Raw genomic sequence first — 22,314 nt, 5'->3', positions numbered from 1 at the left:
TTATTTTACTGCATCTTTAAGTGCTTTACCCGCTTTGAAAGCCGGTACTTTTGAAGCTGCAATCTCTATTTCTTCACCAGATTGTGGATTGCGTCCTTTACGTGCGGCACGTTCACGAACTTCAAAGTTACCAAATCCGATCAGCTGCACTTTTTCACCATTTTTCAATGATTCCTGAATTGATTCAAATACTGCGTCTACAGCAGCACCTGCTTCTTTTTTAGTAAGGTCAGCCTTATCGCTGACAGCATTGATTAAATCAGTCTTGTTCATACTTGTCCACCTCCCATAATGAGTATAATGATATGTTTAATCATTATGTTTTGACTTTAACACAGTCGATTAAGCACTGCAATCAATTTTGACGTTTTTTAACATAAAAAAGGCTTTACTGCGCACTTTTGTGGACATTTGTCATGAAAATCGGTTCATTGTTTTCGTCCACTGTAATCTCCGGGGAATAGATCGGCACGACGGGTGTATATTCATACAGGACCTGCCTCACATCATCACCCGTCTCGAATTCCAGTCCGTTCTCCTCGATCATCCGGCCGATCTCCTCCCTGTAATCCACGACGAACTCTTCACCGCCGCTGTAGTAGATATCGAGTGTCCCGCCCGAGTACGGGCTGGTCACGGTGGGGTTCTCAGAAAGGTTGTAGAAGTCGAGATCGAGCTTGTACACATTGGGACCGACGGCTTCTTCGAATTCCACATGCTCACCCATCCCCTCGACCCTGAGGCGGAGGGAGCGGATTTCTTCGGTGATCCTGAGGTCTGCAATTTTGACTGTCGGATCCTCTTCGGCATCCAGTATCACGAACTGGTAATAGCCGCCTGCTTCATAGGAGATCGCAGGCCTCTCATCCAGGTAATCTGGTACGAGCCTCGTAAAATCCACCTGATACTCGAAGTATTCGCGCGTATCGGATACTGTCTTGATCGGCAGAAGACCGCCCGAATCTTCCCTGAAACTGTCAACCGCCTGCTGTACCATCTCAATCTGGGATTCACTCGGCACCTGCCCGGCCTGTTCCGATTCCGGATACATGCATGCGCCCAAAATTAATGCGGTGAACAAAATGACTGACATCTTTAACATATTTAAAATTTGCATTTAGCTGCCCCCCAGGACAGGGATCATGAGAATGAAGGCCAAAAGCAGCAGTCCCCATGCGAACAGGGAGAGTACGAAACTGATGATCCTGTTTTTGATGACGAACCTTGCAACGTAAATCAGCACCGCTGCAACCGCCATTGATCCCATGGAGATAAAGGACAACCACATCAAGTCCATTGCGGATATACCAAACATAATTTACTGATTGCTCCCATCTTTATATTGCTCGTGAAGCAGTTCCTTCAAACCGATCGATTCCGAGGTCTTCTCCCTCATCATCAGTTTGTAGAATGCTTCTTCCTCACTGATATCATCAAACAGATATTGGTGCAGAACCTTCGTGATCGGCATTTCCACACCGTATTCCTCACTGAGTTCATAGGCTGCGCGGGTCGTATTGACACCTTCGACGACCATGCCCATCTTCGCTTCCGCTTCTTCCAGGCTCAGACCTTCAGCCAGCATGATGCCGCAGCGGAAATTGCGTGAATGCTGGCTTGTCGCTGTAACGATCAGATCCCCGATGCCGGAGAGCCCGAGGAACGTCAGGGGGTCTGCACCCATTTTGGTTCCGAGCCTCGCAATTTCCTGAAGTCCGCGGGTGATGATCGCAGCTTTTGCGTTATCGCCGAAATTCAGGCCGTGCAGGGCGCCGACCGCAATCGCAATGATGTTCTTCAGTGCACCGCCTATTTCCACACCGATGAGATCTTCATTTATATAAACCCTGAAATATTTGCTCATGAAGACATCCTGGACGGTTTCGACACCTTTGTTATGGAGTGAGGCGGTGCTCACAGTCGTCGGTGATTTCAACGCGACCTCTTCTGCATGGCTCGGCCCGCCGAGCACACAGATGTCTTCCACTGTCTCATCTGTAGTCTCCTGCTCGATCACTTCCGACACTCTGAGATGGGTGCCGAGCTCCAGGCCTTTTGCCACGTGCACAATCAACACTTTCTTCTGATGGGCAAGCAGTATCTCCTGGATATCCCTGGTGAGACTTCTGACAGCCTTCACCGGGACTGCGATGACAAGCAGCTCGGCGTGGAGGACGGCCTCTTCAAGATTGCTGACGGCATATATCTCTTCAGGCAGGGTGATGTCTTTCAAATAGTGCCCGTTCGTATGGCGGCTGTTGATTTCATCGACGACCGCTTCATTCCTCCCGTACATCATCACATCATGCCGGTTGCCGGCCAGTACCATCGCCAGGCTCGTGCCAAAGCTTCCGGTTCCCAAAACTGAAATGTTCATTAATGCCCGCTCCTTTAATTTCTTTTCCTGCTTATTATATGAATCGGCGTCCCGGTGAAATCGAAAGCGCGCCTTAACTGGTTTTCAAGATATCTTCTGTAACTGAAATGCATCAGTTCGGTGTCATTGACGAACATGACGAATGTAGGCGGCCCGACACTCACCTGGGTGGCATAGAAAATATTGAGGCGGTGTCCGCCTTTATCGGTCGGTGTAGGATTCATGCTGACGCTGTCCACGATGACTTCATTGAGTGTGCTGGACTGTATGCGTTTTTTGTGGGAATCATTCACCATCCTGATCAATGGGAACAGGGTCGTGAGGCGGGATTTGGTTTTCGCAGAGAGGAAAGTGATGGGGGCGTAATCAAGGAACTGAAACTCTTTTCTGATGTCGTCCTCAAAGTTCTTCATCGTCTTATCATCTTTTTCCACTGCATCCCATTTGTTCACGACGATCACGATCGCCCGCCCCGCTTCGTGTGCCAGTCCGGCGACGCGCTTATCCTGTTCGATGATGCCTTCTTCGCCGTCCAGGACAATGACGACAACATCCGAACGTTCAATCGCCCGGTTCGCCCTCAGCACGGAATATTTCTCGGTGGACTCGTAGACCTTGCCCCTTTTCCTCATGCCTGCAGTATCGATCAGGGTGTAAGGTTCGCCTTCGAAGGTGTACTCCGTATCAATGGCATCCCTGGTCGTTCCGGCGATATCCGAAACGATCACCCTCTCTTCATTCAATATTGCATTGATCAGGCTCGATTTACCGACATTCGGCCGGCCGATCAGGGAGACTTTGACGGACTCGTCGTCCTCCACAGCCGCCTCTATCTCCTTGAAATGTTCCACTGCGGCATCCAGCGCATCCCCAAGCCCGAGGCCATGGGCACCGGAAACCGGGAACGGATCGCCGAGACCCAGCTGGTAGAAGTCATAAATTTCATTTCTCATTTCAAAGTTATCTATCTTATTGACGAGCAGGACCGTCGGTTTCTTTGAACGCTGCAGAATCCTTGCAACGTGCATATCGTCGTTGGTCACGCCCTCCCTGCCATTGACGATCATCATTATGACGTCAGCCTCAAGAATGGCGATTTCAGCCTGCATTTTGATCTGCTCCTGAAAGGGCTCGTCCTTTATCTCAATACCGCCTGTGTCGATGACGTTGAATTCGTGGTTCAGCCATTCACCGTCGGCATACAGCCGGTCACGTGTCACTCCAGGCGTATCCTCCACAATCGCTTTCCTTTCTCCGATGATCCTGTTAAACAAAGTTGATTTGCCGACGTTCGGCCGGCCAACAACAGCAATTGTCGGTTTGTACATGATTTCGCCTCCTTATTTAGAAATAATTTTAACATAAAAACAAAATAAAGGGCGATTTCCATCGCCCTTTATTGACAAATATTTTATAGGTTTATAAATCTAAATTTTTAAATTTATCACCAAAAACATCACCTAAAGTCGGTCTGTCGTCATCAGTTTCATCTCTGTAAACTTTTGACGGCCCTGAGCTTCTTTCGCCCGGATCGGTCGTTTCCTTGATGGACAACGATACTTTTCCGGCCTCAGCATTCAGGGACAGGATTTTAACCTGAATCTTCTCACCTTCGTCCAGAACATCGGACGGCTGCGCCACGTGGTCATGACTGATCTCCGAAACGTGCACGAGACCTTCCACACCAGGTGCGACTTCGACGAATGCACCGAAATCGACCAGCCTTTTCACAGTGCCTTCAAGCGTTTCACCTTCGTTATGCTCATTGATGAAAAGCTCGAAAGGGCTTTCCTGCGCCTGTTTGATCGATAGGCTGACACGCTCGTTTTCAACGTCAACATCAAGTATCTTGACATCCACCTTGTCGCCGATGCTTACAGCATCTTCAACTTTCTCAACTCTCTCGTAGCTGAGTTCGGAAATATGAGCGAGTCCGTCAATGGAGCCGAGGTTGATGAAAGCACCGAAGCTCGTCGTCCTGACGACTTCCCCTTCCACTGTCGTGCCGGGCTCAAGCTTTTTGAGCTGATCTTTGCGCCCTTCTTCTTTTTGCGATTCAATAATCCTCTTGCGGTTTAAGATGACGCGGTTTTTATCTTTGTCGATGTCCTCCACTTTGACTTCAAGTGTCTGGCCTGCAAATTGCTCCAGGTCCTCGACATATTCATCGGACAGAAGTGATGCCGGAATGAAGCCTCTGACGCCGACATCCACGACGAGACCGGCCTGCACGACTTCCATTACGGTGCCTTCAAGCGTTTCGTCATTTTCTTTAGCTGCGATCAATGTATCATAGCTCTGGTCTTCTTCCAGTTTTCTGATTGAAAGGATCAGATTGTGGCGTTCATTCTCATCCTCCACTTTGATCACTACCGCTTCGATGGAATCATCTTCGGCAACGACTTCGTTTGGATGCTCGATCCTTTTATTCGTCACCTGGCTGATCGGTATGATGCCTTCAAAGTCCGTGCCGTCAATATGGGTTCTGACATATTTGTCTTCCACTTTGAAAACCGTGCCCGTTACTTTGTCGCCTTCGCTGAAACTGACTTCCGAATCATTTCCGGTTGTTTCAGGTTCAGGATTTTCCCCTTCTTCCGAAGCGTCCACCTGTGATTGTGATTCCTCTGAAACCTGGTTTTCCTCTTCAGGTGAGTTGTCCCCGATTGTTGAGTTTTCCAATTCATTGTTCTCTTCATTGTTGCTTTCTTCGTTCATAATATTATCTGCCGTCATGTGCCTGCCTCCATTACATTACTATAGACTATATACCTAACTTCTTATAAATATCAGTATTTGTCAAGTAATTATTATGATAATAATAAATTGTTGATTTGCGTCTTCAGTTCTTTGGTGATCTCTTTACGTGTCATTCCCGCTGCCACCATTTCATTTACGTCCATCGGTTTTCCGAATACGAGGGTGATGCCCTTATGCCTGTTATACTCACCCTTTATCGCTGCAGGGACGATCGTTGCACCCCCCTTGACAGCCATGAAACTGGCACCTTCCTGCAGATCCTGGAGCCTGCCGTCCTTCGTCCGCGTGCCCTCGGGGAACATTGTCAGCATCTTGCCCTCTTTCAGTGCTTCCACGGATTTCTTGAGCGCCTGCCTGTCCCCCTTTCCACGGTCGACGGGGATCGCATTCAAATTGTTGATCAGATAACCGAGCACCGGTATTTTGAATAATTCCGTCTTTGCGAAAAAGGACATTTCACGTCTTGTGCTGATGCCGATCAATGGCGGGTCGTATTCGGAAATATGATTGCTGCAGATGACGACCGGCCCGGTCTCGGGAATCCTCTCCTCCCCTATGACCCGGATTTTGAATCGTGTATGATAAAACCTTTTAACCACTGCTTTTGCCACTTTATAAAACATGTCACTCTTCCCCTATCTTATTTTGTGCAATTTCAAGAATGAAGTCTTCGACTTCGGCGATCGTCATATCCGTCGTATCCAGCAGTACAGCATCTTCAGCCTTCACAAGAGGCGAGATTTCACGGTTCATGTCCAATTCATCCCTCTTGATGATCTGGGCGGTCAGCTGCTCAAGGTCGATGCTGCTCCCCCGTGCCCTCTCCTCCGCCAGCCGCCTTTCGGCCCGGACTTTCGGGGAGGCCTGCATGAAGACCTTGAGTTCGGCATCCGGCAGCACCGTCGTGCCGATGTCCCTGCCATCCATCACGACACCTTTGTCCAGGCCGAGTTTCTGCTGCATCGATACAAGGTAACTGCGCACAGCCTCAAGGCTTGACACCTCGCTCACTTTCGATGTCACGCTCTCGGATCTGATCTCCTCAGTGACATCACGCCCGTTCAGCAGGACACGGTTGCCATCCTCCCTTTTGAATGTGATTTCCACATCTTCGAGGGAATCGATGATATCTTTGCCTTTTTCTATGTATAATAATGTGACAGCCCTGTACATGGCACCGGTGTCGATATAAATGTAACCCAGTCTTTCAGCCACCCTTCTGGAAATGGTGCTTTTACCTGCAGCTGCGGGACCGTCAATTGCGATATTGATTTTTTTATCCATTCGATGTCTACCCACCTTGATTCGTTATTCTCATTTATCTTATCATATATTCATGCTTTATCTTAAATTTACCGACATTTAAAAATGATAATATTTAAAATTGGACCGGGAGGAATAAAATGAAAAGAATTCTTGCTGTACATACGGGAGGGACCATCAGCATGTCCGAAATGGACGGTGTCGTGAGGCAGGGTGCTGAAAATCCATTGAATATCGGAGGTCATATGCCTGAAGATATCCGGGTGGAGGAGATCTATCCCCTCAAAAAACCGTCCCCGCACATCACGGTCACTGACATGGATGAATTGAGGCGCATCATCCTGGAAAACGAACAGTCCTATGACGGCTTCGTCATCACCCATGGGACGGATACACTCGAAGAAACGGCCTATTTCCTCGATATCACTTTAAACATCGCACCGCCCGTCATCATAACGGGCGCCATGCGCTCCTCCAACGAAATCGGCAGTGACGGGATGTACAACTATCTCTCCAGCATACGGGCGGCAGCAGATGCCGAATCCGAAAACAGGGGCGTGCTTGTGGTCTTCAATGATGAAATCCACACTGCCCATTCCGTCACAAAGACACACACATCGAACATAGCGACATTCCAGAGTCCGAACCATGGTCCGGTCGGTTTCCTGACGAAGGAGGATGTGCAGTATCATCATCCGGTGCAGTCCCGCCTCAAATTCAGGAAAGTCGACACTGAGATGAAAGTCGGCCTGATAAAAACCCATATCGGCCTTGACGGGACATTTTTCAATGCGCTGGTGCAGGCGGACTACGACGGTCTGATCATAGAAGCATTGGGGCAGGGAAACATTCCGCCGAGTGCCATGCCGGGACTTGGACGGGTACTGGAAGCGGGCATCACCACCGTCATCGTCTCCAGATCCTTCAACGGCATAGTCGGCAGCTACTATGACTACCATGGCGGCGGATATGAACTGAAATCGCGGGGGGTCATCTTCTCGAACGGCCTCAACGGCCAGAAGGCCCGCCTGAAGCTGCTGCTCGCACTCTCCAATCTCGAGCCGCACATGATAAAAGATGTCTTCGAGCATTAAAAAATCAGCACCTTTAAAGGTGCTGATTTCCGTAAGCTGATTTCTGCATGATGTGCCGGATGATTTTTTTACCGTGGAAACGCCCGTTTTCGATGAAAATCGTATTTGCATCATCACCCGCTGCCACGACTCCCGCCAGATACAGGTTCTCAATGTTGGTTTCCATGGTGGCGGGGTCATGGGACGGCGCGTATCCATCTTCATATGCCGTAAGCGTGATGCCGAAAGACCGCAAAAAGTCGTAATCCGGGCGGTAGCCGATCATCGCAAGGACAAAATCGTTCTTTATCTCTTTGACTTCATCCCCGGTCCTGATCACCGCGCTGTCCTCTTTGACTTCGAGGAGCTCGGTATTGAATTCATACCTGATCCTGCCGTGTTCCACAAGTGATTTCAGCTGCGGCAGCACCCAGGGCTTGATGCTTTTCGAATAATCGCCCCTGCGGTGGATGACGGTCACACGGGCGCCTGCTTTTTCGAGTTCGATCGCTGCATCGGCACTGGAGTTCCTGCCGCCCACCACCAGCACCTGACTGTTGAAGTAAGGGTGGGCTTCCTTGAAGTAATGGGAGACTTTGCTTTTGTCCCCGCCGGGCACATCCAATCGGTTCGGCTGGCCGTAATAGCCTGTCGCGACGATGAGGTGCCTGCACGAATAATTGTTCTTATCTGTTTCGATGATGAACCCTTCATCCGTCCTGCTGCCGGAAGTCACCTTCTCGAAGATACGGATGTTCAAATCGAAGTGTTTGACGACTTCGCGGTAATAGACGAGTGCCTGGTTCCTTTTGGGCTTGTGATCTTCGGTTATGAAAGGGAAATCACCGATGGCGATCTTCTCTGAGGAGGAGAAGAAAGTCTGGTGGGTGGGATAATTATAGATCGCATTGACGATATTATGTGATTCAAGCACGAGATAATCCATATCATTCCTCTCGAGCTCGACCGCTGCAGCCAGTCCGCATGGACCGGCCCCTATGATGATCGTTTCAAAATATTCCATATCGCCCATCACGGGATGATGAGCTCCTGGCCTTCGCTGATGGCGTTGCCGCTGATGCCGTTCGCATCACGGATCCTCTGGACGTCCTCAGGGGCCCCGCTGCCGTAGTAGCGCAGCGCTATCTGGTAAAGGTTGTCCTCTGCAGTGACGGTATGCGTTGTGCCGGCAGACTCGGTCTCTTCGGCTTCTTCGCCCTCATCCTGCGCTTCTTCAGCTTCCTCTGCTGATTCCGAAGGCACTTCAGCTTCGTCGCCGCTCTCCTTCTCATCAATCGCATCCCCTGCAATATCTTCCAGGATGGAGAGTTCTTCCCCGCTGTAGTTGGCTTCCACATTTTCTGAAGCGAGGTCGCCTTCTTCAACTGCTGCTTCTCCGCTTTCAGAAGTTTCTTCTTCTTCACTTTCCGACTCTGCCCCATCTTCTTCAGAGCCTCTGGATTCGGCCATGCGCCTTTCCATTTCGAAACGCTGTTCTTCCAGATCTTCATTGAGCTCTTCATCTTCCGGTTCCGCGGCCTCTTCGGTCTCCGCCTCATCCGTTGCGAGTTCCATGCCATCATTTGAAGGCCAGAAATTATTGATGATGACAAAACCCAGGAACAACGTGAGAGGAACGATGATGATGCCGGCGGCGATCATCGGCAGGAGCCCTTTATTCCTTGCGGATTCGCCGTCGTCCACACCGTCCTGCCCGGCAGTTTTCTGCTTCTTCGGTCTGTTTCTGAATTCATCCAGCTTTTCTTTGGTCACTTTCAATTCATTGGAAAATCTCTCATTATAAGTGGAGAGTTTACCTGCAAAGAAGGCCTTCCCCTTTTCCAGGTTCTCCCGGTTGAAGTAAACTTTCACTTTATCGTAAAGCTGGTTTGAAGGCTCATTCGTACGATCTTTATATTTTGCACTGCGTTTCAATGACTCCTCTTCCCGGGATTTCTCATCCACTTTCGCCTTATCTTTTTTATCTTTGTTTTTATGTTTGACTTTGGAGTGCTCTGTATCGTTCTGAGTACGCTTATGCTTCATATCTTTATAAAAGTCGTCTTTCATTGGACATTCTCCTCAACCTTAGATCTACTCATTCATTATATTATTAATTGTGTGAATTTCAAAGCATTATCGGTCTAAAGATGTAAAGCGCACCTGGGACGCACCTTTGATTGAAAAAGTGCATTTTTCACTATAAAATTACATGGAAGTCTTTTTTAAGAGGTGAAATTATGGGTGTAGAAAAGTACACCATTGTAGATATGGACACATGCATCGCATGCGGCGCGTGCGGCGCGTCTGCACCGGATATATATGACTATGACGATGATGGGCTCGCGTATGTCATCCTGGATGACAATACGGGCACGAAAGCCGTCCCCGAGGCATTGCACGGAGATCTCGAGGATGCTTTCTACGGCTGCCCGACCGACTCGATCAAGGTTGCCGGGGAACCCTTCGACGGTGATCCGTTAAAATTTGAATAATAAAAAGAGGCGAAATTCGCCTCTTTTTATATTTTCCTCAGTTTTGGAATCAGCTTCTTATAGATGATGAGGGCCACAAGCCCGACGATGATCCCTTTGATGATATTGAATGGAATGATGCCTGCCGTGACGATGATCCTCAAGTTTTCGATGATATCGGTCTGATCCACGATCATGCCGTAAAGCGGAAGGAGCACGAAGTAGTTCAGTATCGATAATACGACCGTCAAAGATATTGTACCTGCGATGAAACCGATGATGAGCGATTTCGTCGTCTTATGCCTCATGTATATGAAATATACCGGCAAAAGCAGTGAGAACGATGCGAGCAGGTTTGCCAGCGGGCCGATCGGCTCACTGGCGGCAAGCAGGCCATAGATCAATATCTTCAAAATGATGATCATGGATCCCGTGAGGCCCCCGTACAGGATGAAACCGATGAAGGCCGGTATATCCGACAGATCCACGGTCAGATACGGCGGGATGAATGGTATCGGGAACTGCAGCAGCATAAGTACAAATGATATTGCGGAAAGGATGCTGATGATGATTAATTTCCTTAAACGGTTTCTGTCCATAGAATGACCCCTAATCTGTATTATGATTTTTCGGCAGCATGATTTCGAAAGTCGTGCCGACCCCCGGCTCACTGTGTAAATCAATCGTTCCCTCATGCCTTTTTATGATGGACGATACGATGTAGAGGCCGAGCCCTGTGCCGTGCTTACCGCGTGTCCTCGATTCATCCACCTTATAAAAGCGTTCAAATATGCGGTCCTGATGTTCCTTTTTGATGCCGATTCCCGTATCGGCGATGGAAAACCTGACACGGTCCTCTTCTTCCCGGACTTTCAAAGTGATCTTATCCCCCGGTTCAGTGTACCGTATCGCATTATCGATCAGATTGTTTAATACTTGTTCAATTTTACCATAATCGAAGTCAAAATATACACTCTCTTTTTCGGCGTCGATGACAAAATCGATTTCCTTCTCGTTCAAGGCATGTTTGAATTTCAGACCGACGTCTTCAAGCAGATACATGAAGTCGTTGCCTTCTATGTTCATAAGATCCGAGCCGCTGTCCATCCTTGCGATCGTGATCAGTTCGTTGACAAGATTGTTCATCCGGTCCGACTCATCCTTGATGATCTTGATCATTTCCTTCACTTCCCCAGGCTCGGTCACGATACCATCAAGAATCGCCTCGGAATATCCGCTCAGCATGACCATCGGCGTCTTCAGCTCATGTGAGACATTGGCGATGAAGTCAGACCTCATCGTTTCCGTTTTCACCAGTTCCGTGATGTCCCGGATCAGCACGATCGTGCCGTATGTCCTGTTGTCACTGACGACGGCGGTGTAGGAAACCTGATAATGGCTGTTCAGCATGTTCAACCTTTCAATCCGGGATGCCTTCGTCTCAGCGATGTCCAGAACGTTCGAGATGAACATCTCCTTTTCATGGCTGTTGGATGAGAGGGCCGCATAGATGGATTTACCTTTGGCGTTGCTGTAGATCAATTCACCGTCGGTATCGAAATAAAGCACCCCTTCCTCCATGGAACTGAAGATCTCCTCGCGGAGGTTCTTTTCATGAAGGACGGCTTCGATGTTCTTTTTGATGTCCCTGTTCATCTTGTTGAATGCAAGCGTCAGCTCCCCGATCTCATCCCTGCTCCTGACTTCAAGCGGCTGGTACTTCCCGCGGGAAGTGTTGTAGGCTGCCGTTTTCAGGTTGATGAGCGGCCGGGTGATCCTGTTGAGAAGGAGAAAAGCGAAAATCGTCGTACCGATGATGAGGATCCCCGTGGTGATGAACATGATCACGGTGATCCCGCTGATCGACTGGTTCACCGCATCGAGGTCCCTGTACATGATGATATGGAGGTCTTCTTCGAAATACCTCGTCAGGCTTGAAGTTTTGATCATGTACATGCTGTCGTACAGGTCGTCGATGATGAGGGTCTCGTCGGTGATGTTTTCAGTGTTCATACGGTTGTATATCTCTTCATCGAGTGCTGAAAACGGCAGGAGAGGCTCCCCATCATAAAGTATGATCAGGTTGTCCTCCTGCAGCAGGCTCGTATTGCCGAGGGTGCCCATGTCATGTTCGGTGAGGAGCATCTCCTCCACCCTGTCTATATCTTCTTCCAAAATCGTCTCTGTAGTGTTGAAGACATAACTTCTGAAGAAAAAGATCAAAACCAGCGTCAATATAATTAAAACTGCGGTCACCATCAGGATGATGGTCAACCACAGTTTAGAAACAAGGCTATTTAGCGATCTCACGGTTCATTGACCTCGAATTTGTAACCGATGCCCCATACCGTGTGGATCATGCGGCTCGCTTCCGGTGAAACTTTATTGAGCTTTTCCCTCAGGCGCTTCACATGGGTATCAACTGTCCTGAGATCACCGTAGAAGTCGTAGTTCCAGACTTCTTTCAGCAGCTCTTCACGGTCGAACACCTTATCCGGGCTTTTTGCCAGGAACAGGAGCAGCTCATATTCTTTAGGCGTAAGGTTCACTTTTTTATCATCCGCGAGCACCCGGTGTGCATCATTGTCGATCACCAGATGTTCGTAGACGATGATGTCCTTTGCCGTCGTTTCCTGCTTGATGAACGAGGTTTCGGAAGCGCGGCGCAGTATCGCCTTGACGCGCAGCACGACTTCCCTCGGCGAGAAGGGCTTCACGATATAGTCATCCGCACCGACCTCGAAACCTTCCACCCGGTTGTTTTCCTCGCCTTTGGCCGTCAGCATGATGATCGGTGTCGATTTCTCGCGGCGAAGCCTTTTCGCCACCTCTATACCGTCCATTTCAGGCATCATCAAATCGAGCAGAATGCAGTTGTAATCATTCTCCAAAGCAAGATCCAGCGCTTCAGCGCCGTCTTCTGCCTCCGTGATTTCATAGCCCTCGCGGACCAGATACATATTGAGCAGTTTCCTAATGCGTTCTTCATCGTCAACTATCAGAATCTTTTCCGTCATATCAACCCTCTTCTCTAATTATGCATATGAATGGAGTCCTGCAACGATCAGATTGATGGCAATCAGGTTGAAGAGTATCAGTATGAAACCGATCACTGCAAGCCATGCAGATTTCTCTCCTTCATATCCTCTGTTCAATCTCAAGTGTAGGAAAATGGTATAGAACATGAATGTGATGAATGCCCAGGTTTCCTTCGGATCCCAGCCCCAGAATCTGCTCCATGCGATCTGTGCCCAAATTGCAGCAAAGAAGATGCCGCCGAGGGCGAATAATGGGAAGCCAATGATGACAGAACGGTATCCGATCTCATCCATCAAGTTCAAGTCCGCCTTGTTGGCGAGCGGCTTGACCAGTGCAGTGAGCCGCTTCCGGAGTATCAGGCGGAGGATTCCGTACACAATCAAACCGAGTATGATGGACCACAGCACTGTGTTCAGTGACTGGGAATTGATCACCGGCGGCAGGTTGATGCCCGAGTGGAAGTGTTCCACCTGTTCATATTGATTGTCGCCCACATGTTCAACAGGGATTGCGTCGTTATAATTCACAAGGCTCGGCAGGTGGTAATCCGCCACCATCGTCTCCCCGCGCTGGTCGGTGTACATGAATTCATCACTGTAACCCACGGCGCCTTTCATGACAAGCGTCGTCCCGATATACACGAGTACGATGACAAGGCCGGCCATGATCATTTCAAGCAGGCGGGCACGCCATGATTTCTCATTCTCGGGAATCGCCTTGAGCAGGTAGATCAAGCCTGCCACTGCACTCATGGAGAGTATTCCGTAGGATATCGACACGGTGATCACGTGGATTGCGAGCCAGTTGCTCTGCAGTGACGGGATCAAAGGATTGACATCAGTCGAGAACAGGCTGCCGTAAGCAATCAGCAGCAATGACACCGGGATTGCAAACAGGCCGAGCACCTTCGTTTTGTAATAATGATAGGTGATCAGATAACCGAGTATGATCATTATCGAGAAAGTCGCGATGAACTCATACATGTTCGATACCGGGGCATGCCCCGTTGCTATCCATCTTAATATAAAATAGCCGAGTTGCATAACAAAAGCGATCACCGTCATGATGATGGCCGTATTTTCAAATTTTTTCTTTTCGTTTCTTATGCTCATGGAAAGGGGCACAAGTGCAACCAGTAATATGAAGAATGCTGAAGTGATCAGCCAATTGCTTATCGATAAAAGTGTTGATTCCATAATTATTTCTCCTCACCAATGATGACGCCTTCATCAAAGTCTTTTGCGTCTCTGTCAAAAATCGCATCGTAGCCGTTTTCTTCCAGGACTGGATCGATCTCCTTCTTCAGGCCGAAGTAGTTTTTATTTGTATGTGCACTGATGCTGAAGCCATTTTCATCATTGATCCATATCCTTCTGTGATTGATGTAGGATCCGATGAACAGTCCGATCAGGAAGATGCCGAAGCCGGTCGCTATGATCGGTAAGGTCAAATCTTTCTTCAGGGTCAGGACGGTCGCCCAGTGGTTTTCATTCTCAACGAACCTCACGTTGTACTCGTTATCCTGGGTGATGTCGGTCGACAGCATGATCTGCAGCAGGCTGAGTTCACTTGAATCTCCGTCGGTCACTTCAAATACGAATGCCGGATTCGTCGCCACCGGTGTCGCAGAAATCAGTGCACCGTTCTCATCTATCTCAAGGAAGTCCGGCGCATACGCCCTCATGTTCACTTCCATGCCCTCCCCGACCTCGTAGGTCCGTTCAGGATCATCAAGCATCACCGTGAAAGGTTCACCGACAGTCTCACCACCGCTGTCTTCCAGCTGGAATGTCATCGACTTCATCTGGGAGTTGTCATAACTCGACTGGTAAAGTTCGAATTGATCGAAGCGGTAAGGATGGTTGACGCGTATGCTGTAATCCTCCACTTTCTGAAGGTCGGGCTGTGCCCCGATGACATCAACATTTTCGTTTTCATAGAAAGTGATATCCGTCTGATAGTTGCTCGTTATGACCTCATTGGTGCGCTGCACTGTTTCATCAAAAACCGTTCCTGCATCCTCTTCATAGATATCGACGATGAAGTCATTGTTCTCCACATAATATTGGCCTTCCGTTTCGGGAAGCTGGACGGTGTCGCCTTCAGTGATGTACACCAGTTCATCGACATACATGCCGGGAAAGAATCTCAGCATGCTGCCGAACAGGAGCAGTATCAGCCCGGTATGGTTTATGTAGGGACCCCATCTTGAAAGCCTGCCTTTTTCGAGCAGGTGATGATTGCCTTCGGATTTGACTTTATAGCCTTTTTTCTTGAATCCTTCTATGACCGCCTCAGTCTGTCCCGGATTTTCCTGATGGAGGTTCAGACGCTGCCTCTTATAGAACGTCGGGTGCTTTTTGGCACGCTGGTTCTTCAAAGACTTGAATAAAGGCACACCTCTGTCGATGCTTGCTGCAATGAGTGACAGTGCAAGCATGCCGATCAGTACGATGAACCACCATGAGGAGTATAGATTATGGAAGCCGAGCTCATAGTAGAGCCTCCCCAGGGTGCCGTAATGCTCCGTATAGTACTGCAGCGGATCCACTCCTACAGGAATGAAGTATTCCTGCGGGAAGATCGTCCCGATTGACGCGGCGATTGCTATGATCAGGATGATCGTCACACCGACCTTTATGGAGGTGAAGAAGATCCAGATCTTGTCGAAAATGCTCTTCGACCTTGTTTTCGACCGGATCGCACTGCCGTCATAGCGCATCAGGTCCTTGATTTTCTTCTTATCATAATCGCTGTTGATCATCTTTCCGCAGGACTGGCACAGCTGTGTGCCCGGCGGGTTCACATGACCGCAGGATCCGCACTTAATCTCTTTTAATTCCATTACACTTCATCCTATTCCGAAGTTGATTGTTCGACGAAACTGTATATGTCGTCTGTGCTCAGCTGATATTCCTGTTTATCGACGACCACGCCGTTTTTATCGATTGCTATCGTCGTCGGCAATGGTCCGATATGATAAGCTTTCGTCACGTCCCTGTTGCGGTCGAGGGCAATCGGGAAAGCCAGATCCTCATCAAGGCTTCTCAGGAACTGATTGATCTGCTGCTCCCCTTCCGAAACGTTGACAGCGATGAGTTCATATTCATCGTTGCCTTCATTGTAAATCTGATTCATATCGGGCATTTCCTCCCGGCAGGGTTCGCACCATGTGCCCCAGAAATTCAGGATGACACCTTTGTCTTCATTGATCTCAGATAAATGGACGGTTTCCCCGTCAAGGGTTTCGAGCTGGAAATCCACCGCGTCATCCCCGACCTGCACTGCCTGGGAATCGGAAGTCAGATTGAACCATAATGTTATTCCAAGGAGGATGACAATGCTTAATATGATTGTGATCCTGAGTATATTCCTTGTTTGTCTCTTCATATATTTCACCTACAGTAACTAATTTGCTCCACTTATTATATCATTCATACAGAGGCACGGTTTGACATTATTATGACAATTGAAGGCTCAGCTTTTCGCATTTGCGATCAACTTTTTCACTTCGTGCGGCTTTAAAAATCTGTGGTCGCCTTCACTCAGGCCTTCCAGGGTCAAAAAGTCATATCCGATGCGGGTCAGCTTCAGTATTTCAAGATCAAAATGCTCGAACATCCTTCTGACCTGGCGGTTGCGTCCTTCATGTATCGTCACATCGACGATCATGTTTTTGTCCTTTTTATCACGGACCACATTCACCGTTGCAGGCGCAGTTTTGCCATCTTCGAGCATGATGCCTTCGGCCATCATCTTCTGCTCGTGCCTTTTTAAGATGCCCTTGACCTTCACCCTGTAGGTTTTGGATATTTCATATTTCGGGTGCGTCATGTACTGTGTGAATTCGCCGTCATTGGTCAGCAGCAGTATTCCTGACGTATCATAATCCAGGCGCCCCACAGGATAGAGGCGCTTATCGAGTGCCTTGAACTTGGAAATCACCGTCTTGCGGTCGCTTTCATCCTCCACTGACGAGATTTCACCGACAGGCTTGTAATACAGGATGTAGACTTTCTCTTCTTTGGTGATCGGCACGCCGTCCACTTCAACGTCATCCCCTGCCGTCACTTTTGTCCCGAGCTCTGTGATGGTTTTTCCGTTGACTTTCACACGTCCTTCAGTGATGAGTTGTTCCGCCTTCCGCCGCGATGTCACGCCGCTGTTGGCTATAGCTTTTTGCAATCTGATTTCATCCATCATTTTCTTCCTCCTTCAAATTATCGAAAAATAAATCTATTTCTTCCTGTTCCTTTATATCGTCCTGTGTCGGCAGATCCGCGAGACTTTCCAGGCCGAATACGTAAAGGAAAGTCGGGGTGGTGACAAAGTGTGATGCGCGTTCATTCTCAACGCTTTTCTTCATGATAAGGCCTTTATTCAAAAGGGTCGTGATCGGGCCGTCCGACTGGACCCCGCGCAGCTCCTCTATCATAGCACGGGAAGCGGGCTGGTTATATGCAATGATCGCCAGCACTTCGAGCGCCGCCTGCGAAAGCCTGTTCTTCGGCTTATCCTGAAGGATGCGGTCAATATATTTCTCCATCCGCGGCGTCGTCTTCAGGAAATATGTCTGTCCGTGGCGGCTGATCTCCAGATGCGGCTTGTCATATTTTTCGATTTCCTGCTGAAGCTGCTGCTTTGTGACCGGTACATGCATGATCAGCTGTTCTTCCGTCAGCCCCACATCACCTGCAATATAGAGCAGACCTTCTATGATTTCAATTTTTTCCATACTATTGCTGCCTTTCAAATTGGAATTCTCCGTCGTCCAAAGTGGTTATATTCATTTTATGTGCTTTCACCCAGTCCAGGACGACCATGAAAAGTGCCACGACCATCGCCCTTGATTCGTCCAGGCTGAACAGTTCGGTGAGCCGGAGTGCACGTCTGCCGCTGAACTTTTCGTTGATGTAGGACTCTGCATGTTCTTTTGATATCACTTCCCGCCGGATGGAAATCGTCCGGCTGCGGGTCAGCGAGACACGCATCCTGACCTTCTGGTATGCCTCCAGGAGATGTGCCAGGGTCAGGTCGGGCTCATCGCCCCCCTCCCCGGACTCCTCGAACTCATGCGGTGCTTTGATGAAAGTCTTATCGTTCTCCATCTTCAGATATGAAAGTTCTTCTGCATACTGCTTATAGTTCTGATACTCCAGCAGCTGTTCCATGAGCTGCTCCCTCGGGTCTTCAAAATCCTCCTCTACGGCGGCCGGTTCGGGCAGCAGCATGAAACTCTTTATCTTAAGAAGCTCACTCGCCATGACCAGATATTCACTCGCCACATTGATCTCAAGTTCTTTCATTTGGTTGATGTATTCCATATACTGGGCTGTAAGTGTGGCCATGGGTATATCATATATATCGATCTCAAGCTCCCTGATCAGATGCAGCAGCAGATCGAGCGGCCCTTCAAACACTTCTAACTTAACTTCATATGTACGCATACTAAAACCTCAATTTTGGAGAATCATTATGGATGAAAACACTTTATTGGAATACTATAACGAATTTATTATAAAGCAAGATTACTTTGAATGCCATGAAATCATGGAGGATGCCTGGAAGTCGAAACCTTCCTATTCAAAGGAAGACGATGAAATCTTTTTCATTCAGATTTCGACGGCGGAATACCATTATCGCAGAAACAACCTCTATGGTGCACGGAAAATATACGGCCGTGCTGTCCGGCGGCTCGGGGAGCGGCCTTTCGAACACTGGAAGTACGGTTTGGAGAGCGACATCATCCCGCTTGTGGAGGAGCGTCTCAGTTCAATAGGCGCCGTAGACTTCTCACCCCTCCAGCTGCCGCTTACGGATGACATGCTGGAGGCGCTCCGCGTCTATGCGATGCCGGGGTGTCCGGCTGATGCCTTCCGCCGCTTCATCCGCACGCTCCACAAAAAAGACATCACCCTCGTGCAGAAACACCGTCTCAGGGACCGGTCGGAGATCATCAATGTAAGAAATGAAAAGCTCAGGAGGAAAAGATCCGGAGATCATGAAACATAAAAACTGCAGACGGCTGTCTGCAGTTTTCTAAACTAATAGGAACCAGTAAGCGATGCCCCATATGAGGGCAAACAACAGTATGACCAGAAAGACGACGTTTTTATTTTTCATCTTTGATGATCTCACTTAATAAACTTCTGCCTTCTGTCTCGTACTCGACACCGAAGTTCTCTGCTATCGTCGCCGCCAGGTCGCTGAATGTCTCACTCTGGCGGATCGGTCCGTAGTCCAGGTCTCTTTTGGACGTGATGAGGAGCGGTACATACTCCCTTGTATGATCGGTGCCCGTGTGTGTGGGGTCGTTGCCGTGGTCGGCGGTGATGATCAACAGATCATCCTCCCCGAGCTTTTCAACGATCTCCGGCAGCCTTTCATCAAACTCTTTCAAGGCATTGGAATAACCTGCGGGGTCCCGCCTGTGGCCATATAAAGCATCAAAATCAACGAGGTTCAAAAATGACAGGCCCTCAAAATCCCGGTCCATCACTTCGAGCAGCTTATCCACCCCATCATCGTTGCTTTTTGTCCTGACCGAGTCGGTGATGCCGGAACCGGTGAAGATGTCGTTGATCTTGCCGATCGCTATGACATCCTTCCCATCATCCTGAAGCGCGTTCAGAACAGTCCTGCCGAAAGGTTCAAGTGCATAGTCATGCCTGTTTTCGGTTCTTGTGAAATCATGCTTGTTTGTGCCGGTGAAAGGTCTTGCGATGACGCGGCCGACAAGGAATTCAGGCTCTTTCGTCATCTCCCTCACTTTCTCGCAGATTTCATACAGCTCTTCCAGAGGAATGACTTCCTCATGGGCCGCAATCTGGAGCACCGGGTCATTTGATGTGTATATGATCAGATCACCGGTCTCAAGCTGGTGTTCCCCGTAATCTTTGATGATTTCCGTGCCGCTCGCAGGGATGTTGCCGACGATCCCCCGGCCGGTCGCTTCCTTGATTTTATCGAGCAGCTCTTCCGGGAAACCGTCGGGATAGACCTTGAACGGCTCCTTTATATTGAGGCCGGCGATTTCCCAATGGCCGGTCATCGTATCTTTGCCTCTGGATATTTCCGCCATCTTGCTGTAAAAAGCCTGCGGTTCGTCAGGGCAGCCGACCCCAGGAAGCGCATCAATGCAGCCGAGCCCCATCTTTTCGAGGTTGCCGAGGGTGACGGGGGAATCTTCAAGCAGGTGCTTAAGCGTGTGCGCACCTTCATCCCCGAATTCCCGGGCATCGTGCTGCGCCCCGATGCCGACTGAATCAAGCACTGTCAAATGAATTCTTTTAAACATATTATACCTACTTTCTCGGGTGGAATTGTTTATACATCTCACGGATTTTCGAAGCGGAGATCTGCGTGTAGATCTGGGTGGTGCTGATATCCGAATGGCCCAGCATCTCCTGGACCGCCCTTAAATCCGCACCGTTTTCTATCAGGTGTGTTGCAAATGAATGCCGGAAAGTGTGCGGCGTGATATTTTTGTTGATGCCGCTCAGCACTTCATATTTCTTGATGGTCTTCCATAGTCCCTGACGGGTGAAGCCCCTGCCCCGGTTGGTGATGAAAAGGTCCTCGGTGTCCTCGGCCTTGAGCAGCCGGGGCCTTATGCTGCTGATGTACTCATCCAGCTGCCGGGCGACGAAGTCCGTGATCGGCACGATGCGTTCCTTGCTGCCTTTGCCGCTGACCCTGATGAAGCCCATTTCAGTATTGACGTCCGCACGTTTGATGCTGATCAGCTCACTCACCCTGATGCCGGAAGCGTAAAGCACTTCCATCATGGTGCTGTCGCGCATCCCTGCCGGAGAATCATCAGGTGTTGCAAGCAGCGTCTCCATCTCTTCTATGGTCAAATATACCGGCAGCTTCTTCTCCCCGCGCACTGCGGTCAGCTTGACGGCCGGATTGACTTCGATCACATCCTGATTCAGCAGGAACTGATGAAAGTTCCTGAGCGTCGACTGTGTCCTGGAAATCGTCTTCGGGCTCAATCCTTTTTCAGTCATGTATCTGATGAAACCGATCAATACATCGGTGTCCACTTTTGCCAGGGAAGTGATGCCCTGCTCATCAAGATATATTAAGTAATGATTCAAATCCTGTTTATATGAACTGAGCGAAGCCGGACTCAGCCCTTTTTCAATTTTGAGGAAGGTGATGTATTCATCAACATGTTTTTCAATCATCTTTGATCTTCTCCATCACCAGTGTACAACTTTTGCACACACCGTGAAAAGTCAGACGGTGATCGGTTACTTTAAAGTGAAAATCATTCTCAACTTTGATTTCCACATCCCCGAGCAGGTCTTCCTCTATCTCCTGAACAGATCCGCAGCTGATGCATACCAGATGATGATGGAAATGTTCTGCACCTTCTTTGCGGAGGTCATAACGGGCGACACCGTCACCGAAATTGATCTTATCCAAAATCTTCAGCTCGTTGAGGAGTTCAAGGGTGCGGTATACGGTGGCCAGGCCGATTTCGGGGTATTTTTCCTTCACTTTCATGAATACATCTTCTGCGCTCAGGTGATCACTCTCGTTTTCCAATAATACCCGGAGTGTCACTTCTCGTTGTGGTGTCAATTTGTATTTTGCATCATGAAGGGCTTCTTTGATATGCTGGATTCTGTTTTCCACGACGCCACCTACTTTAATCATTAATCAATAAATTCATTATACAAAACTTCTTCCAGGATTGAAAGTTATTAATAATTATTATAAATAAAAACTTTTCTAATTGAGAATCACAAATGTGCCAATACATACTGTACAGCAATGATGGTTTTGGCATCACGGAATTTACCTTCTTCAAGAGCGGACCGGAGTGAATCGACATGGACCTTTTCTATATCCAGGAATTCATCGGCCTCCAGTGCCTGTGCCTCGAATTTCAGCTCCTCTGCAATATACAGATGGATAAGTTCACTTGCAAACCCGGGGGCGGTGTAAAATTCGTACAACTTCCGGATCTCAGGGCTCACTGCACCGATTTCTTCCTTCAATTCCTTTTCTGCAGTATCGGCCGGCGCCTCATCACGCTCCACTTTGCCGGCAGGGATTTCGAGCAGCACTTCACCGGTCGGCACCCTGAACTGCCTGACAAAATATAAATGATCTTCATGGACCGGTATGATTGCAACGGCACCGTTATGGTGGACAATCTCCCTGTATGAGGTTTCACCGTCCGGCAGCCTCACTTTATCATGTGTGACTTTGATCACCCTGCCGTTGAATATCTCATCGCTTTCGAGGATCTCTTCTTTCAAGTGCTCATATGATTTGCTGTTGGTCATGTCAATGCTCCTTGGCTTTTTTATAT

Annotated in this window: 26 protein-coding genes; 3 read left to right on the top strand and 23 right to left on the bottom strand. The window is 48.8% G+C overall.

The annotated features are described in order from the left end of the window. The 8 genes from LPW40_RS02820 to cmk form a co-directional block, all read right to left on the bottom strand. Complete coding sequence (locus LPW40_RS02820; RefSeq protein ID WP_097038928.1) at positions 1 to 273, bottom strand: HU family DNA-binding protein; 273 nt, start codon at positions 271 to 273, stop codon at positions 1 to 3. 115 nt (positions 274 to 388) lie between these two features. Next, positions 389 to 1,093: a hypothetical protein gene (locus LPW40_RS02815; RefSeq protein ID WP_230820711.1), complete on the bottom strand. Its 705-nt coding sequence runs from the start codon at positions 1,091 to 1,093 to the stop codon at positions 389 to 391. 24 nt (positions 1,094 to 1,117) lie between these two features. Further along, on the bottom strand, positions 1,118 to 1,297 hold the full coding sequence (locus LPW40_RS02810; RefSeq protein ID WP_230820710.1) for a DUF2768 family protein: 180 nt from the start codon (positions 1,295 to 1,297) through the stop codon (positions 1,118 to 1,120). Between the two features lie 21 nt (positions 1,298 to 1,318). Continuing rightward, positions 1,319 to 2,377 carry an NAD(P)H-dependent glycerol-3-phosphate dehydrogenase gene (locus LPW40_RS02805; RefSeq protein WP_230820709.1) on the bottom strand — a complete coding sequence of 353 codons (1,059 nt, stop codon included), beginning with the start codon at positions 2,375 to 2,377 and terminating at the stop codon, positions 1,319 to 1,321. Positions 2,378 to 2,391: 14 nt separating this feature from the next. Beyond that, complete coding sequence (gene der, locus LPW40_RS02800) at positions 2,392 to 3,705, bottom strand: ribosome biogenesis GTPase Der (RefSeq protein ID WP_230820708.1); 1,314 nt, start codon at positions 3,703 to 3,705, stop codon at positions 2,392 to 2,394. A gap of 91 nt (positions 3,706 to 3,796) precedes the next feature. Continuing rightward, positions 3,797 to 5,113 carry a 30S ribosomal protein S1 gene (rpsA, locus tag LPW40_RS02795; RefSeq protein WP_230820707.1) on the bottom strand — a complete coding sequence of 439 codons (1,317 nt, stop codon included), beginning with the start codon at positions 5,111 to 5,113 and terminating at the stop codon, positions 3,797 to 3,799. Positions 5,114 to 5,187: 74 nt separating this feature from the next. Beyond that, on the bottom strand, positions 5,188 to 5,760 hold the full coding sequence (locus tag LPW40_RS02790) for a lysophospholipid acyltransferase family protein (protein WP_230820706.1): 573 nt from the start codon (positions 5,758 to 5,760) through the stop codon (positions 5,188 to 5,190). Between the two features lies 1 nt (position 5,761). Then, complete coding sequence (cmk, locus tag LPW40_RS02785; RefSeq protein WP_230820705.1) at positions 5,762 to 6,421, bottom strand: (d)CMP kinase; 660 nt, start codon at positions 6,419 to 6,421, stop codon at positions 5,762 to 5,764. Positions 6,422 to 6,540: 119 nt separating this feature from the next. Between cmk and LPW40_RS02780 the strand changes: the two genes are divergently transcribed. Beyond that, positions 6,541 to 7,494: an asparaginase gene (locus tag LPW40_RS02780; RefSeq protein ID WP_230820704.1), complete on the top strand. Its 954-nt coding sequence runs from the start codon at positions 6,541 to 6,543 to the stop codon at positions 7,492 to 7,494. 13 nt (positions 7,495 to 7,507) lie between these two features. Here the strand turns inward: LPW40_RS02780 and LPW40_RS02775 are convergent, their stop codons facing one another. Both LPW40_RS02775 and LPW40_RS02770 read right to left on the bottom strand, forming a co-directional pair. Next, positions 7,508 to 8,497, bottom strand: a complete 990-nt coding sequence (locus LPW40_RS02775) for a YpdA family putative bacillithiol disulfide reductase (protein WP_230820703.1) — start codon at positions 8,495 to 8,497, stop codon at positions 7,508 to 7,510. An 8-nt stretch (positions 8,498 to 8,505) separates the two neighbouring features. Next, positions 8,506 to 9,543, bottom strand: a complete 1,038-nt coding sequence (locus tag LPW40_RS02770; RefSeq protein WP_230820702.1) for a LysM peptidoglycan-binding domain-containing protein — start codon at positions 9,541 to 9,543, stop codon at positions 8,506 to 8,508. Positions 9,544 to 9,713: 170 nt separating this feature from the next. Here LPW40_RS02770 and LPW40_RS02765 point away from each other — a divergent pair, with 170 nt between their 5' ends. Then, positions 9,714 to 9,968 carry a ferredoxin gene (locus LPW40_RS02765; RefSeq protein ID WP_230820701.1) on the top strand — a complete coding sequence of 85 codons (255 nt, stop codon included), beginning with the start codon at positions 9,714 to 9,716 and terminating at the stop codon, positions 9,966 to 9,968. 26 nt (positions 9,969 to 9,994) lie between these two features. On the opposite strand, the gene LPW40_RS02760 is transcribed toward LPW40_RS02765, so the two are convergent. The 9 genes from LPW40_RS02760 to LPW40_RS02720 all read right to left on the bottom strand — a co-directional run bounded on the left by LPW40_RS02760 (position 9,995) and on the right by LPW40_RS02720 (position 18,433). Then, positions 9,995 to 10,546 carry an ECF transporter S component gene (locus LPW40_RS02760; RefSeq protein ID WP_230820700.1) on the bottom strand — a complete coding sequence of 184 codons (552 nt, stop codon included), beginning with the start codon at positions 10,544 to 10,546 and terminating at the stop codon, positions 9,995 to 9,997. A 10-nt stretch (positions 10,547 to 10,556) separates the two neighbouring features. Then, positions 10,557 to 12,257, bottom strand: coding sequence for a HAMP domain-containing sensor histidine kinase (locus LPW40_RS02755; protein WP_230820699.1), 1,701 nt, complete (start codon positions 12,255 to 12,257; stop codon positions 10,557 to 10,559). After that, entirely contained in the window at positions 12,254 to 12,964 is a 711-nt protein-coding gene (locus tag LPW40_RS02750; protein WP_230820698.1) for a response regulator transcription factor, read from the bottom strand. The genes LPW40_RS02755 and LPW40_RS02750 overlap by 4 nt, the downstream gene beginning before the upstream one ends. An 18-nt stretch (positions 12,965 to 12,982) precedes the next feature. Beyond that, a complete protein-coding gene (ccsB, locus tag LPW40_RS02745) occupies positions 12,983 to 14,182 on the bottom strand; it encodes a c-type cytochrome biogenesis protein CcsB (RefSeq protein WP_230820697.1) in 1,200 nt (399 codons plus the stop codon). 2 nt (positions 14,183 to 14,184) lie between these two features. Continuing rightward, positions 14,185 to 15,831 (bottom strand): cytochrome c biogenesis protein ResB, encoded by a 1,647-nt coding sequence (locus LPW40_RS02740; protein WP_230820696.1) that lies wholly within the window; start codon positions 15,829 to 15,831, stop codon positions 14,185 to 14,187. 11 nt (positions 15,832 to 15,842) lie between these two features. Next, complete coding sequence (gene resA / locus LPW40_RS02735; protein ID WP_230820695.1) at positions 15,843 to 16,376, bottom strand: thiol-disulfide oxidoreductase ResA; 534 nt, start codon at positions 16,374 to 16,376, stop codon at positions 15,843 to 15,845. Between the two features lie 87 nt (positions 16,377 to 16,463). Then, complete coding sequence (locus LPW40_RS02730; RefSeq protein ID WP_413775988.1) at positions 16,464 to 17,186, bottom strand: pseudouridine synthase; 723 nt, start codon at positions 17,184 to 17,186, stop codon at positions 16,464 to 16,466. Beyond that, positions 17,179 to 17,721: an SMC-Scp complex subunit ScpB gene (gene scpB, locus LPW40_RS02725; RefSeq protein ID WP_230820693.1), complete on the bottom strand. Its 543-nt coding sequence runs from the start codon at positions 17,719 to 17,721 to the stop codon at positions 17,179 to 17,181. Before scpB ends, LPW40_RS02730 begins: the two co-directional genes overlap by 8 nt. A gap of 1 nt (position 17,722) precedes the next feature. After that, a complete protein-coding gene (locus LPW40_RS02720) occupies positions 17,723 to 18,433 on the bottom strand; it encodes a segregation and condensation protein A (protein ID WP_230820692.1) in 711 nt (236 codons plus the stop codon). Between the two features lie 28 nt (positions 18,434 to 18,461). Between LPW40_RS02720 and LPW40_RS02715 the strand changes: the two genes are divergently transcribed. Continuing rightward, entirely contained in the window at positions 18,462 to 18,998 is a 537-nt protein-coding gene (locus tag LPW40_RS02715; RefSeq protein WP_230820691.1) for a DUF309 domain-containing protein, read from the top strand. Positions 18,999 to 19,098: 100 nt separating this feature from the next. Here the strand turns inward: LPW40_RS02715 and deoB are convergent, their stop codons facing one another. The 4 genes from deoB to LPW40_RS02695 form a co-directional block, all read right to left on the bottom strand. Further along, positions 19,099 to 20,283, bottom strand: coding sequence for a phosphopentomutase (gene deoB / locus LPW40_RS02710; RefSeq protein WP_230820690.1), 1,185 nt, complete (start codon positions 20,281 to 20,283; stop codon positions 19,099 to 19,101). Between the two features lie 7 nt (positions 20,284 to 20,290). Further along, positions 20,291 to 21,175: a site-specific tyrosine recombinase XerD gene (gene xerD / locus LPW40_RS02705; protein ID WP_230821061.1), complete on the bottom strand. Its 885-nt coding sequence runs from the start codon at positions 21,173 to 21,175 to the stop codon at positions 20,291 to 20,293. Next, positions 21,171 to 21,632, bottom strand: coding sequence for a ferric iron uptake transcriptional regulator (fur, locus tag LPW40_RS02700; RefSeq protein WP_230821060.1), 462 nt, complete (start codon positions 21,630 to 21,632; stop codon positions 21,171 to 21,173). The genes xerD and fur overlap by 5 nt, the downstream gene beginning before the upstream one ends. 107 nt (positions 21,633 to 21,739) lie before the next feature. Beyond that, positions 21,740 to 22,288, bottom strand: coding sequence for an NUDIX domain-containing protein (locus LPW40_RS02695; protein ID WP_230820689.1), 549 nt, complete (start codon positions 22,286 to 22,288; stop codon positions 21,740 to 21,742). Positions 22,289 to 22,314: the final 26 nt, after the last annotated feature.

Source organism: Salinicoccus halitifaciens, assembly GCF_021026095.1.
GTDB lineage: Bacteria > Bacillota > Bacilli > Staphylococcales > Salinicoccaceae > Lacicoccus > Lacicoccus halitifaciens.
This window is presented reverse-complemented; position numbering and strand designations above follow the sequence as displayed.

Bases quoted from the DNA above. Each gene is read 5' to 3' on its own strand.
- LPW40_RS02820 (WP_097038928.1), bottom strand. From the start codon at position 273: ATGAACAAGACTGATTTAATCAATGCTGTCAGCGATAAGGCTGACCTT.
- LPW40_RS02815 (WP_230820711.1), bottom strand. From the start codon at position 1,093: ATGTCAGTCATTTTGTTCACCGCATTAATTTTGGGCGCATGCATGTAT.
- LPW40_RS02810 (WP_230820710.1), bottom strand. From the start codon at position 1,297: ATGGACTTGATGTGGTTGTCCTTTATCTCCATGGGATCAATGGCGGTT.
- LPW40_RS02805 (WP_230820709.1), bottom strand. From the start codon at position 2,377: ATGAACATTTCAGTTTTGGGAACCGGAAGCTTTGGCACGAGCCTGGCG.
- der (WP_230820708.1), bottom strand. From the start codon at position 3,705: ATGTACAAACCGACAATTGCTGTTGTTGGCCGGCCGAACGTCGGCAAA.
- rpsA (WP_230820707.1), bottom strand. From the start codon at position 5,113: ATGACGGCAGATAATATTATGAACGAAGAAAGCAACAATGAAGAGAAC.
- LPW40_RS02790 (WP_230820706.1), bottom strand. From the start codon at position 5,760: ATGTTTTATAAAGTGGCAAAAGCAGTGGTTAAAAGGTTTTATCATACA.
- cmk (WP_230820705.1), bottom strand. From the start codon at position 6,421: ATGGATAAAAAAATCAATATCGCAATTGACGGTCCCGCAGCTGCAGGT.
- LPW40_RS02780 (WP_230820704.1), top strand. From the start codon at position 6,541: ATGAAAAGAATTCTTGCTGTACATACGGGAGGGACCATCAGCATGTCC.
- LPW40_RS02775 (WP_230820703.1), bottom strand. From the start codon at position 8,497: ATGGAATATTTTGAAACGATCATCATAGGGGCCGGTCCATGCGGACTG.
- LPW40_RS02770 (WP_230820702.1), bottom strand. From the start codon at position 9,543: ATGAAAGACGACTTTTATAAAGATATGAAGCATAAGCGTACTCAGAAC.
- LPW40_RS02765 (WP_230820701.1), top strand. From the start codon at position 9,714: ATGGGTGTAGAAAAGTACACCATTGTAGATATGGACACATGCATCGCA.
- LPW40_RS02760 (WP_230820700.1), bottom strand. From the start codon at position 10,546: ATGGACAGAAACCGTTTAAGGAAATTAATCATCATCAGCATCCTTTCC.
- LPW40_RS02750 (WP_230820698.1), bottom strand. From the start codon at position 12,964: ATGACGGAAAAGATTCTGATAGTTGACGATGAAGAACGCATTAGGAAA.
- ccsB (WP_230820697.1), bottom strand. From the start codon at position 14,182: ATGGAATCAACACTTTTATCGATAAGCAATTGGCTGATCACTTCAGCA.
- LPW40_RS02740 (WP_230820696.1), bottom strand. From the start codon at position 15,831: ATGGAATTAAAAGAGATTAAGTGCGGATCCTGCGGTCATGTGAACCCG.
- resA (WP_230820695.1), bottom strand. From the start codon at position 16,376: ATGAAGAGACAAACAAGGAATATACTCAGGATCACAATCATATTAAGC.
- LPW40_RS02730 (WP_413775988.1), bottom strand. From the start codon at position 17,186: ATGGATGAAATCAGATTGCAAAAAGCTATAGCCAACAGCGGCGTGACA.
- scpB (WP_230820693.1), bottom strand. From the start codon at position 17,721: ATGGAAAAAATTGAAATCATAGAAGGTCTGCTCTATATTGCAGGTGAT.
- LPW40_RS02720 (WP_230820692.1), bottom strand. From the start codon at position 18,433: ATGCGTACATATGAAGTTAAGTTAGAAGTGTTTGAAGGGCCGCTCGAT.
- LPW40_RS02715 (WP_230820691.1), top strand. From the start codon at position 18,462: ATGGATGAAAACACTTTATTGGAATACTATAACGAATTTATTATAAAG.
- deoB (WP_230820690.1), bottom strand. From the start codon at position 20,283: ATGTTTAAAAGAATTCATTTGACAGTGCTTGATTCAGTCGGCATCGGG.
- LPW40_RS02695 (WP_230820689.1), bottom strand. From the start codon at position 22,288: ATGACCAACAGCAAATCATATGAGCACTTGAAAGAAGAGATCCTCGAA.